Here is a 15422-nt window from a genome sequence, read left to right as displayed (position 1 = left end):
GCCACCATGTCGCGATTCACCCTGCCGTCCGAGCCCGTGCTGCGCGCCCGCGAGAAGCTCGTGCTCGATCACTTCCGGGACGAGGTCCGCCAGGACTGGGACGCCACGCTGTCGACGTTCCCGCATCCGCACTACGAACTGATCGCCCAGATGACCGTCCACGACGGCGACGGAGAGGTGCGCGAGTACTACCAGGACACCCGCGTGGCCTTCCCCGACCAGGATCACGAGATCATCGCGTTCCGGCACAGCGTCGACGCCGTGATCGTGGAGTTCTGGCTGCTGGGCACCCACAACGGGCCGCTGGGCAGGATCCCGCGGACCGGGTCGAGGCACCGCACCCGTATGACGGCGTACTTCGTCTTCGACGAGCACGAACGCCTCGTCACCGAGCGGATCTACTTCGACCAGCTCACCATTCTCAGGCAACTGATCGACGGCGTCGACAAGCGCAGCCCGGGTGGCCTGCTCAAGCTTCTTCGCATCCTCAGGGGTCTCCTCTCCATGTCCGGTGCCGCACCCGACCCACGGCTGCTCACGACCACGCCGCCCGACTTCGTCCGCTGACGACCATCGATCAGAGGAGATCTCCGATGACCCCGACGACCACCATGACGACTCCGGCCACCATGCGCGCACTCATCGGCGGGAAGGGAGCCGACTGGAGCCTCGAAGAGACCGAACCGCCCTCACAGCTGGGAGCCGTCCGCATCCAGGTCCACGCCGCCGGCCTGAACCGGGCCGACCTCTACGCCCTCGACGGGACCTACACCGCCAACTCCCAGGGCGAGGGCCCGTTCACCGCCGGAATGGAGGTCGCCGGCGTCGTCGAGACGGGGAGCCTGCTGGCACCCCACCTGCCCGCGGGAACCCGGGTCATGGGCATCACCGTCGGAGCCTTCGCCGACTACGCCCTGTGCCACCCACGGCTCGTCGTCCCGGTCCCGGACCGGCTCACCTTCGAGGAGGCCGCGACCCTCCCCGTCGGCCTCGTCACCGAGCACGACGCGCTGGTCACCCAGGCCGGGTTCACCGCCGGCAAGTCCGTTCTGATCGTCGGCGGCACCAGCTCGATCGGACTGATCGGCATCCAGCTCGCCAAGGCGCTCGGGGCCGGCACCGTCATCGCCACGACGACCAGCGACGCCAAGCGAGCCGCCCTGCTGGACGCCGGCGCGGACATCGTCGTGAACTCCGCGACCGAGGACCTCGCCGCCGCCGTCCTCGCCGCCACCGACGGGCAGGGCGCCGACGTCACCCTCGACCACGTCGGCGGAGACCTGTTCGCCGTGCTCCCGTCGGCCACCGCGGTCGGCGGCACCGTCGTCAGCATCGGGCGGCTCGCCGGGCCTGCGGCCACCCTCGATCTGGACACCGTCGCCTTCCGCCGCCAGAAGCTGATCGGCACCACCTTCAGCATCCGCACCCGTGCCGAACTCGGCGAGGTGGTCGCGGCGTTGGGCGAGCACGTGCTGCCCGCGGTCGCCGACGGAAGGATCGCCCCCTGCCTGGACACCGTCTACCCGGTGTCGAGGGCCCACGAGGCCGCCCGCCGGCTTCGCGCCGGCGACGCCACCGGCAAGATCGTGATCTCCTTCGCCGACGCCCACACCGGACCGGCGCCCGCACCCAGCACGGTGGCGAACCTGTTCGGCAGCATCGCGCAGATCGGCTACGTCGTACGTGACATCCAGGCGTCGATGGAGAACTTCACCAAGGCCGGCATCGGCCCGTGGTTCCATCTCAAGGGCGTCAGGCCCGGAGACTTCACCTACCGGGGCGAGCCTTCCGACATGGCCATGGACGTGGCCGTCGCCAACAGCGGCGGCATCCAGATCGAGCTCATCACCCCGGTCAACGACGCACCCTCGATGTACCGGGACTTCCTCGCCGCCGGCCACGAAGGCGTCCAGCACATCGCCTACTGGAGCGAGAACTACCAGGACCTCTACGACCGTGCCCTCGCCGCCGGATTCACCGTCGGGCAGGAGGGCCGGATCGGCGGAGCCGACGGACGGTTCGCCTATCTGCAGACCGAGCACCATCCCGGCACCGTCATCGAGATCTCCGATGCCGGCGGCAGCAAGAAGTTCGTCTTCGACCTGATCAAGCTGGCCGCCGCCCACTGGGACGGCACCAACCCGATCCAGGAGATCGACGCCAACCTCATCGGCGGCGATCCCGCTGCCATGACCGCGATGATGGAGGCGTTCGGGTGAAGGTCCATCATCTGAACTGCGGCACCATGCGTCCCTGGGGCACACCCGGGGGGCTGGTCTGCCATGTCCTGCTCGTCGAGACCGGCACCGGACTGGCCCTCGTCGACACCGGTCTCGGTCTCCTCGACAGGGCCGCACCGGGCCGGCGGTTCGGACCGGCCCGGCACTTCGTGCGCCCCGCGTTCGAGGAGTCCGAGACGGCCGTCCGGCAGGTCGAGAGACTCGGCTTCGCTCCGACGGACGTCCGCGACATCGTGCTCACCCACTTCGACGCCGACCACGTCGGCGGACTGGCCGACTTCCCGTGGGCCCGCATCCACCTCACCGACGCCGAGGCCACCGCGGCGCTCCACCCGTCCACCCGGATCGAGAAGGAGCGCTACAAACCCGCGCAGCGCACCCACGCTCCGACGCTCGTCCGCCACACGCCCGGGACGGGCGAAGCCTGGCGCGGGTTCGCGGCCGCCACCGAGCTCACCGGGATCTCGTCCGGCATCGTGCTGGTCGGCCTGCCCGGACACACCCGCGGGCATGCCGCGATCGCCGTCGACGCCGGCGACCACTGGGTGCTGCACGCCGGTGACGCGTTCTACCACCGCGGCCAGGTCGACGGCGTCGGCAGGGTTCCGAAGCCGCTGCTCGCGATGGAACGTGCCATCGCCCACGACTGGCGCAGGGTACGGGCCAATCACGAGCGACTCGCCGAACTGTGGCAGGCCGCCGAGCACGACCTCATGCTCGTCAACGCCCACGACCCGAGCCTCCTCGCCTCGGCCCGGGCCCGCACGGCCCCCTCCTGGCCGGGCCCTGATCCGACCCACCACTGAAGCGCACACACCCTCGGGAAAGCCGTGGCCGGCGGTCACACGGTCGTCGGGTCCTGTGACTTCTCCGAACCAGTGCCGCATCAGGACCATGCCGAGTTCTCTCTGCCCAGGATCGGGGAGGGCACTGCGGCCCGCCGGTGTCCACGAACGACACCTGTGCCAGGCCGACCGCCAGATCCCGGCCGCCGGCCGGCACGATGGCCGGGACGGCTCGTTCGGCGGCACCCCAGATCCGGCACCGTCCGTCGTCTCCGGTGACGAGTCGGGAGCGGTCCGGCGCGGCCCGGATGCCGAACCCCGGCTCAGCCCAGGTAGAAGTCTCTGCGGGCGGCCACGAACGCCTCGACGGACTGGGCGGGGGTGCCCGTCACACGCGCAACGCCGTCGGCCGTGCGGTCGTAACGGTTGTCCCGGTGCAGCCGGGCCATGGTGGCGATGTGCTGTGCGACGTGCGGCGGCATCCCCAGATTCGGGAGCTGTGCCTCCCACCTCTGCGCAGGCACGTCCACGTAGGACACCGGCCGGCCCGGCGCCCGGGAGAATTCCGCGGCCAGGTCCGTCATGTCTACCGAGCGCGGCCTACCAGGACCTGGGATGTCCGGGGGCTCGGGTGTGGTCGGTTGCCGCCCGGGTGTCGCCGGCTCGGTCAGGGGCGTTCATGCCGGCGAGCAGGCGCAGGCGTTCTTCGGAGGCGCTGCCCGGCTGTGCGTGGTAGGTGACCAGGGTCTGCCCGTCGGTGCCCGGCAGCAGCAGCTTTTCGTAGTGCATTTCCAGCGGGCCGGCCTGGGGATGGCGGAACAGGGTGATGCCGGTGGTCTTGTGCTTGACGTCCTGCCGTGCCCAGAGGGTGCGAAAGCGTTCGCTGCGCAGGGAGAGTTCGCCGACGATCTCGACCAGGCGCGGGTCCTCGATGTCCGCGCCGGCGACCGAGCGCAGGTAAGGCACGACCCGGGCGGTCATGTCCTCCCAGTCCTGATGGAGCTCCCGCATCTCCGGTTCCAGGAACGCGGCCAGGATGCCGTTGCGCCCCGGCGCGTTGAACGGTGAGAGGGCGATGGCGAGGCTGTTGGCGGCCAGGATGTCCATGTACTTGCCGTGGACGTACGCCGGGGTCAGCGGCCAGGAGCCGATGAGCGTGCGGATGCCGTCGCCGACCTTCTCCGGCCTGCGGGGCCGCCTGCGGCGCGGGCTCCTGCGGGTGGCGATCTCCAGCAGGTAGGCCGTCGCCTCCTCGTCCAGTTGCAGGGCGCGGGCGATGCTGCGCAGGACCTGCTCGGAGGGGTTCCTGTCGCGGCCCTGCTCCAGCCGGTTGTAGTAGTCGGAACTGATCCCGGCGAGGAAGGCGACCTCCTCGCGGCGCAGCCCCGGGACACGCCGGTTGCCCGTTTCCCGGGCGTCGTCGGGCTGGACCAGTTCCCTGCGGGCGCGCAGATACCGGCCCAGTGCGTTCGCATCTCCGGCGGGTGTCATGTTGCCAGCGTACGGACGTGTTCCGGGCTTGCGGGTGGCCCTGCCGGTCCCAGTCTCAACCCGTCCTGGTGCGCCCCACGGCACTCGGCGCAGTCTGGCAGCGCCATACGAACGACCGAAGGAATGCGTCATATGTCCAAGATCTTCGCGACCCCGTTCAACCGCGCCAGCACCGCCTCGGAGGTGATCGAAGGCGTCGATCTGTCCGGCAGGCGGGCGATCGTCACGGGGGCCAACTCGGGCATCGGCGTCGAGACCGCCCGCGCTCTGGCGGCCCGCGGCGCCGAGGTCACTCTCGCCGTCCGCCGCCCGGAAGCGGGCGAGCAGGTCGCGGCCGACCTGCGCAAGGCCACCGGGAACGACGCGGTCCACGTCGCCCGCCTGGACGTGGCCGACCTGGACTCGGTGCGGGCGTTCACCGCCGCCTGGCAGGGCCCGCTGCACATCCTGATCAACAACGCCGGCATCATGATGCCGCCGGAGCTCGAGCGGGGCATCGCCGGGCACGAGCAGCAGTTCGCCACCAACTACCTGGGGCACTTCGCCCTGACCCTGGGGCTGCACCGCGCTCTCGCCGACGGCGACGGGGCGCGTCTGGTCTCGGTCTCCTCCGCTGGCCACCTCTACTCGCCGGTGGTCTTCGACGACATCGACTTCCGCTTCCGCCCGTACGACGCGCTCGCCGCGTACGGCCAGTCCAAGACCGCCGAGGTCCTCCTCGCCGTCGAGGCGCAGCGCCGCTGGTCCGGCGACGGAATCACGGCCAACGCCCTGCACCCCGGCGCCGTCGCCACCGATCTCCAGCGCCACACCGGAGGCCTGCGGACCCCCGAGCCCTACCGCAAGACGGTCGAGCAGGGCGCCGCGACCACCGTGTTCCTCGCCGCTTCCCCGCTGGTCGAAGGGGTCGGCGGCCGTTACTTCGAGGACGTCGACGAGGCGCCTCTCGTCCACGCCCGGCCCACCGAACCGGGCGTCCCCGGCGTGGCCCCCTACGCGCTGGACCCGGAGAACGCCGAACGCCTGTGGAAGCTGGCGAGCGACATCGTCCGCTGACCGCCAAAGGGCGCCGGTCTCGCGTTCCCCACCCGGTGACGTCGGCGCCGCTCTCCCCCCTCGTCCTGGGGCACGAGATCGCGACAGGCGCTTCTGCTTCTCAGCGGGATGCTGCACGACGAACAGCCGGAACACCCCGGCTGTCCCTTTGCCGCGCGTGGAGAGGTCAGAGGGTCGCGCCCACCGGCTCCTCCGGTTCCTCGGGCTGGCCGATGAAGGTGCGCCACAGCTCGGCGTAGCGGCCGTCGAGGGCCAGCAGTTCGTCGTGGGTGCCGTCCTCGGCGACCCGGCCGTGGTCCATGACCACCACCCGGTCGGCGCGGGCCGCGGTGGTCAGCCGGTGGGCGACGACGAGGGTGGTACGCCGGCCCGTCAGACGGTCGGTGGCCATGTTGACCTGGGCCTCCGTCGCCAGGTCCAGGGCCGCCGTCGCCTCGTCGAGGAGCAGTACGTCGGGGTCGACCAGCTCGGCGCGGGCGAGGGCGATCAGCTGGCGCTGGCCCGCGGAGAGGTTGCGGCCGCGCTCGGCCACCTCGTGGAGGTAGCCGCCGTCGAGGGTGGCGATCATCTCGTGGGCGCCGACCGCGCGGGCCGCCGCCTCCACCTCGGCGTCGGTCGCGTCCTGGCGGCCGTAGGCGATGGCGTCCCGGACGGTCCCCTGGAAGAGGTACGCCTCCTGCGGGACGACCCCGAGCCGGTGCCGGTACGAGGTGAGGTCCAGGTCGCGCAGATCCGTGCCGTCGACCGTCACCCGGCCGCCCGTCGGGTCGTAGAACCGCGCCACCAGCTTGACGAGGGTCGACTTGCCGGCGCCGGTCTCGCCGACGAAGGCGACGGTCTGCCCGGCGGGAATGGTCAGGTCGATGCCGCCCAGGGCCGCCTCGCCCTCGTCGGCGGCGCCGTACGCGAAGCGCACGTCCTCGAAGGCGATGTCGCCGTGGAGCGAGGCCACTTCGAGGGGCTTCGCCGCGGACTTGGTCGACGTCGGCTCGCGCAGGAGTTCCTGGATGCGGCCGAGGGAGACGGTCGCCTGCTGGTAGCCGTCGAAGACCTGGGAGAGCTGCTGGACGGGGGCGAAGAACAGGTCGATGTAGAGCAGGTACGCGACCAGGGCGCCGGTGGTGAGGGTCGCCGCCTCCACCCGGTGGGCGCCCGCCATCAGCACGCACGCCGCGGCCACCGACGACAGCAGCTGGACGAACGGGAAGTAGACCGATATCAGCCACTGGCCCCGGATACGGGCGCGGCGGTAGCTCTCGCTGCGTTCGGTGAAGCGACGGCCGCTGTCCTGTTCGCGCCGGAAGGCCTGCACGATCCGCAGGCCCGCCACCGACTCCTGGAGGTCGGCGTTGACCACCGACACCCGCTCACGGGCGAGTTCGTACGCCTTCACGCTCGCCCGGCGGAAGAAGAAGGTCGCGACGATCAGCGGGGGCAGGGTGGTGAACACGACGAGCGCGAGCTGTACGTCGATCACCAGCAGGACGACCATGATGCCGAAGAAGGTGACGACGGAGACGAAGGCGGTGACCAGGCCCGTCTGCAGGAAGGTGGACAGCGCGTCCACGTCCGTGGTCATCCTCGTCATGATCCGGCCGGTCAGCTCCCGCTCGTAGTAGTCGAGTCCGAGCCGCTGCAGCTGGGCGAAGATCTTCAGGCGGAGGGAGTAGAGGACCCGCTCGCCGGTACGGCCGGTCATCCGGGTCTCGCCGATCTGCGCCGCCCACTGGACGAGCACCGCGAAGAGGCCGAGCAGCGAGGCCGCCCAGACCGCGCCGAGCGCCATCCTGCTGACGCCCTGGTCGATGCCGTGCCGGATCAGGACCGGGAGCAGCAGGCCCATGCCGGCGTCCACGGCGACGAGGCCGAGGCTGACGAGCAGGGGCGCCCCGAAGCCGCGCAGCAGGCGGCGCAGGCCGTAGGAGTCCTCGGGGCGTACGGCACCGGCCTCGTCGATGTCGGGGGTGTCCGTCGCCGGGGGCAGCGCCTCGACCTGGGCGAGGAGTTCGGGGGTGGCGGGGGTGCCGGTGAGGGCGAGGTCGCGGGGCGTACGGTCACCGGTCCACAGGCGGGGGGTCACGCCCCGCTCGGCGTCGAACTCGGCGTCCAGCTCGTCCCGCACGGACGTGTCCTCGTGCGGTTCGAGGGGCAGCGCGTGTCCCGGGGAGACCCCGCCCAGCTCGTCGGGGTCGGTGAGGAGCCTGCGGTACAGGGCGGACCGCTGCTGGAGTTCCTCGTCGGTGCCGATGTCGGCGAGCCGGCCGCCGTCGAGGACGGCGATGCGGTCGGCGAGGTTCAGGGTGGAGCGGCGGTGCGCGATGAGGAGGGTGGTGCGGCCCCGCATCACGTGGGCGAGGGCCTCGTGGATCTCGTGCTCCACGCGGGCGTCGACGGCCGAGGTGGCGTCGTCGAGGACGAGGAGGCGGGGGTCGGTGAGCAGGGCGCGGGCGAGGGCGATGCGCTGGCGCTGGCCACCGGAGAGGGTGAGGCCCTGCTCGCCGACCTTGGTGTCGTAGCCGTCGGGCAGCTCGGCGATGAAACGGTCGGCCTGGGCGGCGCGGGAGGCGGCGAGGATCTCGTCCTCGGTCGCGTCCGGACGGCCGTACGCGATGTTGTTGCGGACCGTGTCGGAGAAGAGGAACGAGTCCTCCGGGACCAGGCCGATCGCGGCCCTGAGCGAGTCGTGGGTCAGCTCGCGGACGTCGTGGCCGCCGATCAGGACGGCGCCGTGGGTGACGTCGTAGAAGCGCGGCAGGAGGAGGGAGACCGTGGACTTGCCGGAGCCTGAGGAGCCGACGACGGCGAGGGTCTCGCCCGGCCGGATCTCGAAACTGAGCCCTTGGAGTACGGGGCTGGTCCTGCCGGGGGCGCTGTCGTACCCGAACGACACGTCGTCGAACTCGACGGTCGCGGGTGCGTCGGCGGGGAGGGTCTTGGTGCCCTCCTTCATGGTCGGGCGGGTGTCGATCAGCTCCAGGACGCGTTCGGTGCCGGCGCGGGCCTGCTGGCCGACGGTGAGGACCACGGCGAGCATCCGGACCGGGCCGACCAGCTGGGCGAGGTAGGAGGAGAAGGCGACGAAGGTGCCGAGGGTGATGTGACCCCGGACGGCCAGCCAGCCGCCGACCGCCAGCATGGCGACCTGGCCGAGGGCCGGGACCGCCTGCAGGGCCGGGGTGAACTTGCTGTTCAGCCGTATGGTGCGCAGCCGCCCCGCGAAGAGCCGGCGCCCGACCTCCCGGAGCTTCCCGGTCTCCTGCTCCTCCTGTCCGAACCCCTTGACCACGCGTACGCCGCTCACCGCGCCGTCGACCACACCGGCCACGGCGGCGGCCTGGGCCTGGGCGTACCAGGTGGCGGGGTGGAGCTTGCTGCGACTGCGCTTGGCGATCCAGTACAGGGCCGGGGCGACGGCGAGGGCGACCAGGGTGAGCGGCGGCGACAGCCAGGCCATGATCGCGAGGGAGACCAGGAAGAGGAGGACGTTGCCGATGGTCATCGGCAGCATGAAGAGCAGGCCCTGGATGAGCTGGAGGTCGCTGGTGGCCCTGCCCACCACCTGGCCCGTGGACAGTTCGTCCTGCCGCCGCCCGTCGAGCCGGGTGATGGTCTCGTACATCTCGGTCCGCAGGTCGTGCTGGACGTAGAGGGCGAGACGGCCGCCGTAGTAGCGGCGGACGAAGGCGCCCGCGTAGACGAGGACGGCGGCGCCGATCAGGGCACCGGCCCAGGGGCCCATGGAACGGCTGTGATCACCGACCACGTCATCGATGATCACCTTGGTGATCAGCGGTACGACGCCCAGCACGGCCATGCCGGCCAGCGAGGACCCGAGCGCGAGGACGACGTCCCGGGGATGCCGCCAGGCGTATCCCGCCAGCCTGCGCGCCCAGCCGCCCTGCCGCCGCTCCCCCTGTTGCGCTGCCACGCGGGTGCCCTTCGTTCGCCCTGTTCTTCCTCATGGCCACAACACGAAAGGAAGCGGATTTCATCCCTCCGCAACAATTCAGGGGCGTTTCCCGGCGGGCCGTGTGAAGAAGTTGACGAGGTTGCCGTCGGGGTCGCGGAACAGCAGGGAGCGGTTGCCCCAGGGCATCGTGGTGGGCTCGGTGACGAAGTCGGTGACGAAGCCGGTCAGGTTCTGGTAGACGCGGTCCACGTCGTCGACGAGGAACTCGGTGATCACGCTGTGGTTGTCCGCCGGGCGGGCGGAGCCCGGGGCGAACAGCGGGACGGTGCGGGTGCCGGCGATCGCGAGGGTCGCGCCCGCAGTCCTGAGTTCGGCGAAGTCCTCGGTGGCCCAGGCCGCCCGCACCCCCGTGGCCCGCTCGTAGAACTCGACGAGGCGCGCCACGTCGCCGGTGATGATGCGGATCGAGACGAAGTCCATGGGATCTCCCTGGCCGTTCCGTAGGTGCTGCGCCGAAGGTGTGCACTGCGCAGGCTAGGAGAGATAGTGGACAGAATCGGTCCGGTATTCACGGTTTTCAACGTTAGGTTGTGCCCATGTCCCGACCCACCGGCCGCGTGCTGACCCTCCTGGAACTGCTCCAGTCGGGCGGCACCCGGACCATGGCCGAACTCGCCGACCGGCTCGGCGTCGAAGGGCGCACCGTGCGGCGGTACGTGGACCAGCTGATCGACCTGGACGTGCCCGTGGAATCGGTGCGCGGCCGCTACGGCGGCTACCGGCTCGCCCCCGGGTACCGGCTGCCTCCGCTCATGCTCAGCGACGACGAGGCGCTGGCCGTGCTGCTCGGCCTGGTCGCCGGCCGCCGGACCGGGCTGACGACGACGGAGCACACGGCGGGCGAGACGGCGTCGGCGAAGATCCGGCGGGTGCTGCCCAAGCACCTCGCCCGTCGGCTCGACACCCTCCTGGAGGCCCTCGCCTTCACGGACCGGCCCGGCGGGTTCGACACCCCGGACGCGGGCGTCCTGCTCACCGTCGCCGATGCGGTGCGCCACCGCCGGCCGGTCTCGATCCGCTACACCGACCGCGACGGACGGCGCAGCGAACGCACCCTGCACGCGTACGGGATCGTCGCCCACTCGGGCCGCTGGTACGTCACCGGCACGGACGCCCGGACCGGCGAGGACCGGACCTTCCGGCTCGATCGCATCGCGGACGCGAGGACCCTGCCCGGCTCCTTCGAGGCGCCCGTGGGTCCCGGTCCGGCCGAGCGCGTGTTGTCGGGGTTCGCCACGGCCGAGTACCGGCACGAGGTGACCCTGCGGATCCACGGGACGGTCGAGCAGGTCCGCGCCCGCCTGCCCGCCGGCGTCGCGACCGTGGAGGAGCACGAGCCCGGGGCCGACCGGGACCGGGCGGCCGAGCGCTGGCTGCGCGTCGGGCTGCGGGCGGAGCGGCTCGACTGGCTGCCTCCGCTGCTCGCCGCACTCGACCGGCCGTTCGTCATCGAGCGCCCCGCCGAACTACGCGCCCTCGTCGCCGCATTCGCCGACCGCCTCGCGTCCCGCGCCCGCCAGGTCTGACAGCGCGGAACCGGTATCCGGGACCGGCCCACCCGCTCCCGTGCCTCCGTTCGCGGATTCCCCGCGAAGCCACCAGGATGCGTGGCAGAGGAACGTGGCGGCACCGGCCGTCACCGGAGGTCCGCATGGCCAGGTTGCTGTCCGTCAACGTGGGGATGCCCCAGGACGTCTCCTGGCAGGGCAGGACCGTCCGTACCGGGGCGTGGAAGTCTCCCGTGCGCGGCCGCCGTATGGTGCGGCGGCTGAACGTCGAGGGGGACGGCCAGGGCGACCTGGCCGGGCACGGCGGCGAGATCCGGGCCGTCCTCGTCTACCAGCTGGAGTCCTACCGGTACTGGCGGAAGCGGCTCGGTCGCGACGACCTGGCCTTCGGGATGTTCGGGGAGAACTTCACCGTCGACGGCCTGCCCGACGACGAGGTGTGCATCGGCGACCGGTACCGCATCGGCGAAGCCGAGTTCGAGGTGACCCAGCCCCGCGTCACCTGCTACCGCGTCGGCATGCGCCTGGGCGAACCCGCCATGGCCTCGCTCCTGGTCGCCCACCACCGTCCGGGCTTCTACCTGCGGGTGATCACCGAGGGACGGGTCCAGGCCGGTGACGGCATCACCCTCACCCGCCGGGGCCCGGGAGAACTCAGCGTCGCCGACACCGACGCACTGCTCTACCTGCCCGACCGAGACCCCGCGAAGCTGCGCACCGCCCTGCGCATCCCCGCCCTCAGCCCCGGTTGGCAGCAGTCCTTCCGTGACCTCGCCGCCGCCGGGCAGTCCGGTCAGCCCGGCAGTCCCGAGCCGGGACCGCCGGGTTTCAGGCCCCTGCGTGTCGCCCGCATCGTCCCCGAGACCGCCGACGTCTCCTCGGTCCACCTCGGCACCACCGACGGCACGCCCCTGCCCGAGGCCCGCCCCGGCCAGTACCTCTCCCTCCGCCTCGCCGTCGACGGCACCGCCCGCGCCGTACGCAGCTACTCCCTGTCCTGCGCGCCCGCGGCCGGCACCTACCGCATCAGCGTCAAGCACGAGCCCCACGGGAAGGTCAGCGGCTACATCCACGCCCGGCTCCGCGCCGGGGACCTCATGGACGTCGCCGGGCCGCGCGGAACGTTCGTACTCGAAGAGGGCACCGGTCCCGTCGTCCTCCTCTCGGCGGGCATCGGCGTCACTCCCGTGCTCGCCATGCTCCACCGGCTGGCAGCCGTACGGGACCCACGCCCCGTCTGGTGGATCCACACCGCCCGCGACCGCGCCCACCACGCCTTCGCGGACGAGGCCCACGCCCTCCTGGCGTGGCTCCCCCACGCCCGCGAGCACGTCTACTACACCGCCGCGACCCCCCACCTCGACGAGAACCACATCACCCTTGGCCGCCCGACCGCCGCCTCGCTCACCGCCCTGGGCATCCCCGCGGACGCCGACGCCTACCTCTGCGGACCGACCGCCTTCATGGACGACCTCAGCGGCCACCTGCGCGAGCTCGGCCTGCGCCCCGAGCGGATCCGCACGGAGCGGTTCGGCACGCTCGCCGCCGTCAACCCCGGCGTCACCCCCACCGCCCCGGTACGCCCGCACCAGCCACCCGGCCCGCCGGGCACCGGTCCGCTCGTCACCTTCACCCGCAGCGGCATCACCACCCCGTGGTCACCCGCCCGCGCCTCGCTCCTCGAACTCGCCGAAGCCTGCGCCATCCCCACCCGCTGGTCCTGCCGCACCGGCGTCTGCCACACCTGCGTCACCCCACTGGTGACAGGCGACATCACCTACACCACCCCGCCCCTCGAACTCCCCGAGCCCGGCACGGTCCTGGTCTGCTGCACCACACCGGCCACCGAGGTGGTCCTCGATCTCTAGGGGGTCGCCTTGACCGCCGTGACGAACGGAAGCCAGGCGTCGGGCGCGAAGATCACGGCGGGGCCGTGGGGGTGCTTGGAGTCCCGGACGGGGACGCCGGAGAGGTGGGCGTCGAGGACTTCGAGGCAGCTGCCGCCGTCGGCGTTGCTGTACGACGACTTGCGCCACCCGGTGAATATGGCGGCGTTCGAGATCGTTCGGTCAGTCACGGTGTTCGTAGTCCTTCGCAGTGGACCTGAGGAGGGCGAGCGACTCCTTGAGTGGCAGTGCGTCGCTGAGCGCGAGATCGAAGCGAGTCTGCAATTCACGGACCGTGGACGGGGAGTCGTGCAACCTTCCCATCCGATCTCCCTCGCTGTATGCCACCGGCGGCTGGTCTTCGAACCACATCAGAGTGAGCATGTTCTGCATCAGTGGATGGTGACCAGCGCCGAATGGCAACACGTGTGCGCGAATGCGTCCGGTCTCCGCGAGGGCGACGATGTGCATGATCGCCTCCGCCATGATGTCCCCGGCGGCGACGGGACGCCGTAGAACTGTCTCATCCAGCACCGCCCACACTACGGGAGTCACCGGATCCTCAAGGATCTTCGCGCGCTCCAAGCGTGTGACAACGCGCCTGTCACACTCCTCATCACTCACCGGAGGGAACGCCGCGCCCAGAACCGCACGCGCGTACCTTTTCGTCTGAAGGATGCCCGGGAAGTACGCCAGAGCGAACTCCCGGATCATCACCGCCTGTTGTTCGAGTTCGCGCACCGCCCCGAAGTAGTCGGGTACCGTCGCGTCCTGCTCCGGCAGGAAACTGCTCAGCACATCCCCCGTGTTCAGAGCCTTGTCCAGCCGTCGCGCGTCCTCCTTCGAGGGGATCCGCCGCCCCGCTTCGATGTGCGCGATGTGCGAACGCGTCATCACCGCGATGTCGGCAAGCTCCTGCTGTGTCAGCCCGGCCGTCTCCCGCTGCTGCCTGAGCCAGTCACCGTAAGTGTTCGCCATGGCCAACTCCCTTGTGACAAACGCCTGGTCACACTCCGCCCCCTGGTCAGGCTAGCCGCGCCCGCCCCACTCTGTGAGCAGATCGCTACAGAATGGAGTCGCCCCGTGGGCCACCGCGTCACCCGTCTGCTCCCGTGGGCGGGTCCCGAGGGCAAGCCCTGTTTCCTTGTCACCGACGGAGACGGCTATCTCTCCCGGGCCGCCGACGCCGTCGAGTCCGTGCAGCTGGGGATGGCCGCCGGACTCCTCGACCACTCGGCCGCCATGCTTGAGGAGCGGCAGGCCACGAGGGCCGAACTCCGTTTCCTGGTGGCCCGGATGCGCGAGGCGCTGACCGACGTACTGCGGATCGCCGAGAGCCGACGCGGGTAGCCCCCGGCGGTGTGTGTCAGGGTGGCGGGCATGGACTGGCAGGTTGAGAGCCCGGAGCTCTGGGCGTTCCTGGAATCACTGCACCGAGGCGAGATCATGTCGGGAACCGTCGCGGCGATCGAGCGGTTCGGGGTTTTCGTGGCCCTGGACGACGGGCCCGCCCATCCCGTGTTTCCCGGCGTCGGATTCATCACGATCCCCGAACTGTCCTGGCGGCACATCGACGCTGTCACCGACGTCGTCACGGTCGGGCAACGCGTCACATGCGAGTTCCTTCAGTTCGACACCCACAACGCCGAGGCCAGACTGTCCTTGTGCGCACTGCAACCCGACCCCTTCCAGGTGTTCGCCGACCGCACGGTGGTCGGCGAGACCCTGCTCGGAACGGTCGACAAGGTGCTGTTCTTCGGCGCCTTCGTCACCGTCGGGGACGGCATCGTGGGGCTGGTGCCCTTCAAGGAGATCCAGGGCAGGCCTGCGGCCGGTTCGCCTGAGGAATTCCGGACCGGCGACGAGATATCCGTCGTCGTCACGGAGATCGAGCGGTCTCGGCGCAGGGTGCTGCTCGCTACATCAGAACGCAAAGATCAGTTGCAGAACTAGCTCTGGCGCCCGACGGTGATCGCCCACCGTACGCCCGCCGACGCGGTCACCCGTACCGTGCCCGGCGTGTGGGGGCGCTTCATGTTGAACTCGTTGTCGATGCTGTTGACCTCGCCGGCGGTGCAGGCGAACGGGAAGTTCGCGCCGAGCGGTTCGACGGCGACGGTCAGCTCGCCCTTGCCCTCGCAGAGCACCTGGACGGACAGGGTGCCGCTCCCGACGCCGCCCTTGATCTCCATCTCCCGGCCCCCGGTGACGTTCGCCGCCTGGGCGACGACCTCGCCGTCGGGGAAGGCAGGCGCCTTGGTGACGGAGTCCGAGGTCCTGGTGACCGAGGCCGGCCGCGTCGTCGCGGAAGCGGGCGGCGACGAGGTCCCGCGGGCGGGTGCGGCATGGCCAGGGCCTCCGCTGCTGCAGCCGGCGGCGGCGAACAGCACGACCATGGCCGCGGCTGCCGTCCTTGCCGCAACACTCGGGTTTCTCATGGGCGCCATCATCACCCGGCGGCGATGGCCGGCGCAGGTGACGTTTGG

15 protein-coding genes are annotated in these 15422 nt (G+C 71.0%); 8 read left to right on the top strand and 7 right to left on the bottom strand.

The features are described from left to right. The first annotated feature begins 6 nt into the window (after positions 1-6). The 3 genes from KVT45_RS07405 to KVT45_RS07395 are packed head-to-tail and all read left to right on the top strand — an operon-like array spanning position 7 to position 3046. Positions 7-567 carry an ester cyclase gene (locus KVT45_RS07405; RefSeq protein WP_217545678.1) on the top strand — a complete coding sequence of 187 codons (561 nt, stop codon included), beginning with the start codon at positions 7-9 and terminating at the stop codon, positions 565-567. A 26-nt stretch (positions 568-593) separates the two neighbouring features. Then, positions 594-2219 (top strand): zinc-binding dehydrogenase, encoded by a 1626-nt coding sequence (locus tag KVT45_RS07400; RefSeq protein WP_217545677.1) that lies wholly within the window; start codon positions 594-596, stop codon positions 2217-2219. After that, positions 2216-3046 carry an MBL fold metallo-hydrolase gene (locus tag KVT45_RS07395; protein WP_217545676.1) on the top strand — a complete coding sequence of 277 codons (831 nt, stop codon included), beginning with the start codon at positions 2216-2218 and terminating at the stop codon, positions 3044-3046. The genes KVT45_RS07400 and KVT45_RS07395 overlap by 4 nt, the downstream gene beginning before the upstream one ends. Positions 3047-3348: 302 nt before the next feature. On the opposite strand, the gene KVT45_RS07390 is transcribed toward KVT45_RS07395, so the two are convergent. Both KVT45_RS07390 and KVT45_RS07385 read right to left on the bottom strand, forming a co-directional pair. Next, a complete protein-coding gene (locus KVT45_RS07390) occupies positions 3349-3609 on the bottom strand; it encodes a hypothetical protein (protein ID WP_217545675.1) in 261 nt (86 codons plus the stop codon). A gap of 16 nt (positions 3610-3625) precedes the next feature. After that, the gene (locus KVT45_RS07385; RefSeq protein ID WP_217545674.1) at positions 3626-4516 is read right to left on the bottom strand and encodes a helix-turn-helix transcriptional regulator; all 891 of its coding nucleotides are present in this window, start codon (positions 4514-4516) and stop codon (positions 3626-3628) included. 132 nt (positions 4517-4648) lie between these two features. Here KVT45_RS07385 and KVT45_RS07380 point away from each other — a divergent pair, with 132 nt between their 5' ends. Next, positions 4649-5572, top strand: a complete 924-nt coding sequence (locus tag KVT45_RS07380; RefSeq protein ID WP_217545673.1) for an SDR family NAD(P)-dependent oxidoreductase — start codon at positions 4649-4651, stop codon at positions 5570-5572. 166 nt (positions 5573-5738) lie between these two features. Here the strand turns inward: KVT45_RS07380 and KVT45_RS07375 are convergent, their stop codons facing one another. After that, positions 5739-9500 (bottom strand): ABC transporter ATP-binding protein, encoded by a 3762-nt coding sequence (locus tag KVT45_RS07375; protein WP_217545672.1) that lies wholly within the window; start codon positions 9498-9500, stop codon positions 5739-5741. Between the two features lie 78 nt (positions 9501-9578). Continuing rightward, positions 9579-9962, bottom strand: a complete 384-nt coding sequence (locus KVT45_RS07370) for a VOC family protein (protein ID WP_217545671.1) — start codon at positions 9960-9962, stop codon at positions 9579-9581. A 116-nt stretch (positions 9963-10078) separates the two neighbouring features. Between KVT45_RS07370 and KVT45_RS07365 the strand changes: the two genes are divergently transcribed. Both KVT45_RS07365 and KVT45_RS07360 read left to right on the top strand, forming a co-directional pair. Further along, a complete protein-coding gene (locus tag KVT45_RS07365; protein ID WP_217545669.1) occupies positions 10079-11068 on the top strand; it encodes a YafY family protein in 990 nt (329 codons plus the stop codon). A gap of 125 nt (positions 11069-11193) precedes the next feature. Next, on the top strand, positions 11194-12918 hold the full coding sequence (locus KVT45_RS07360; RefSeq protein ID WP_217545668.1) for an MOSC and FAD-binding oxidoreductase domain-containing protein: 1725 nt from the start codon (positions 11194-11196) through the stop codon (positions 12916-12918). Here KVT45_RS07360 and KVT45_RS07355 read toward each other — a convergent pair. Both KVT45_RS07355 and KVT45_RS07350 read right to left on the bottom strand, forming a co-directional pair. After that, a complete protein-coding gene (locus KVT45_RS07355) occupies positions 12915-13127 on the bottom strand; it encodes a DUF397 domain-containing protein (RefSeq protein WP_217545667.1) in 213 nt (70 codons plus the stop codon). The genes KVT45_RS07360 and KVT45_RS07355 overlap by 4 nt on opposite strands. Then, positions 13120-13914, bottom strand: a complete 795-nt coding sequence (locus KVT45_RS07350; protein ID WP_217545665.1) for a helix-turn-helix transcriptional regulator — start codon at positions 13912-13914, stop codon at positions 13120-13122. Before KVT45_RS07350 ends, KVT45_RS07355 begins: the two co-directional genes overlap by 8 nt. A 105-nt stretch (positions 13915-14019) precedes the next feature. Between KVT45_RS07350 and KVT45_RS07345 the strand changes: the two genes are divergently transcribed. Beyond that, positions 14020-14286 carry a hypothetical protein gene (locus tag KVT45_RS07345; RefSeq protein ID WP_217545664.1) on the top strand — a complete coding sequence of 89 codons (267 nt, stop codon included), beginning with the start codon at positions 14020-14022 and terminating at the stop codon, positions 14284-14286. Positions 14287-14316: 30 nt separating this feature from the next. Beyond that, on the top strand, positions 14317-14889 hold the full coding sequence (locus KVT45_RS07340; RefSeq protein WP_217545663.1) for a S1 RNA-binding domain-containing protein: 573 nt from the start codon (positions 14317-14319) through the stop codon (positions 14887-14889). Here KVT45_RS07340 and KVT45_RS56155 read toward each other — a convergent pair. Further along, complete coding sequence (locus KVT45_RS56155; RefSeq protein ID WP_254646397.1) at positions 14886-15374, bottom strand: hypothetical protein; 489 nt, start codon at positions 15372-15374, stop codon at positions 14886-14888. The genes KVT45_RS07340 and KVT45_RS56155 overlap by 4 nt on opposite strands. Positions 15375-15422: the final 48 nt, after the last annotated feature.

The sequence above is a fragment of the Streptomyces sp. GbtcB6 genome (assembly GCF_019091475.1).
In the GTDB taxonomy this organism is placed as follows: Bacteria; Actinomycetota; Actinomycetes; order Streptomycetales; family Streptomycetaceae; genus Streptomyces; species Streptomyces hyaluromycini.
This window is presented reverse-complemented; position numbering and strand designations above follow the sequence as displayed.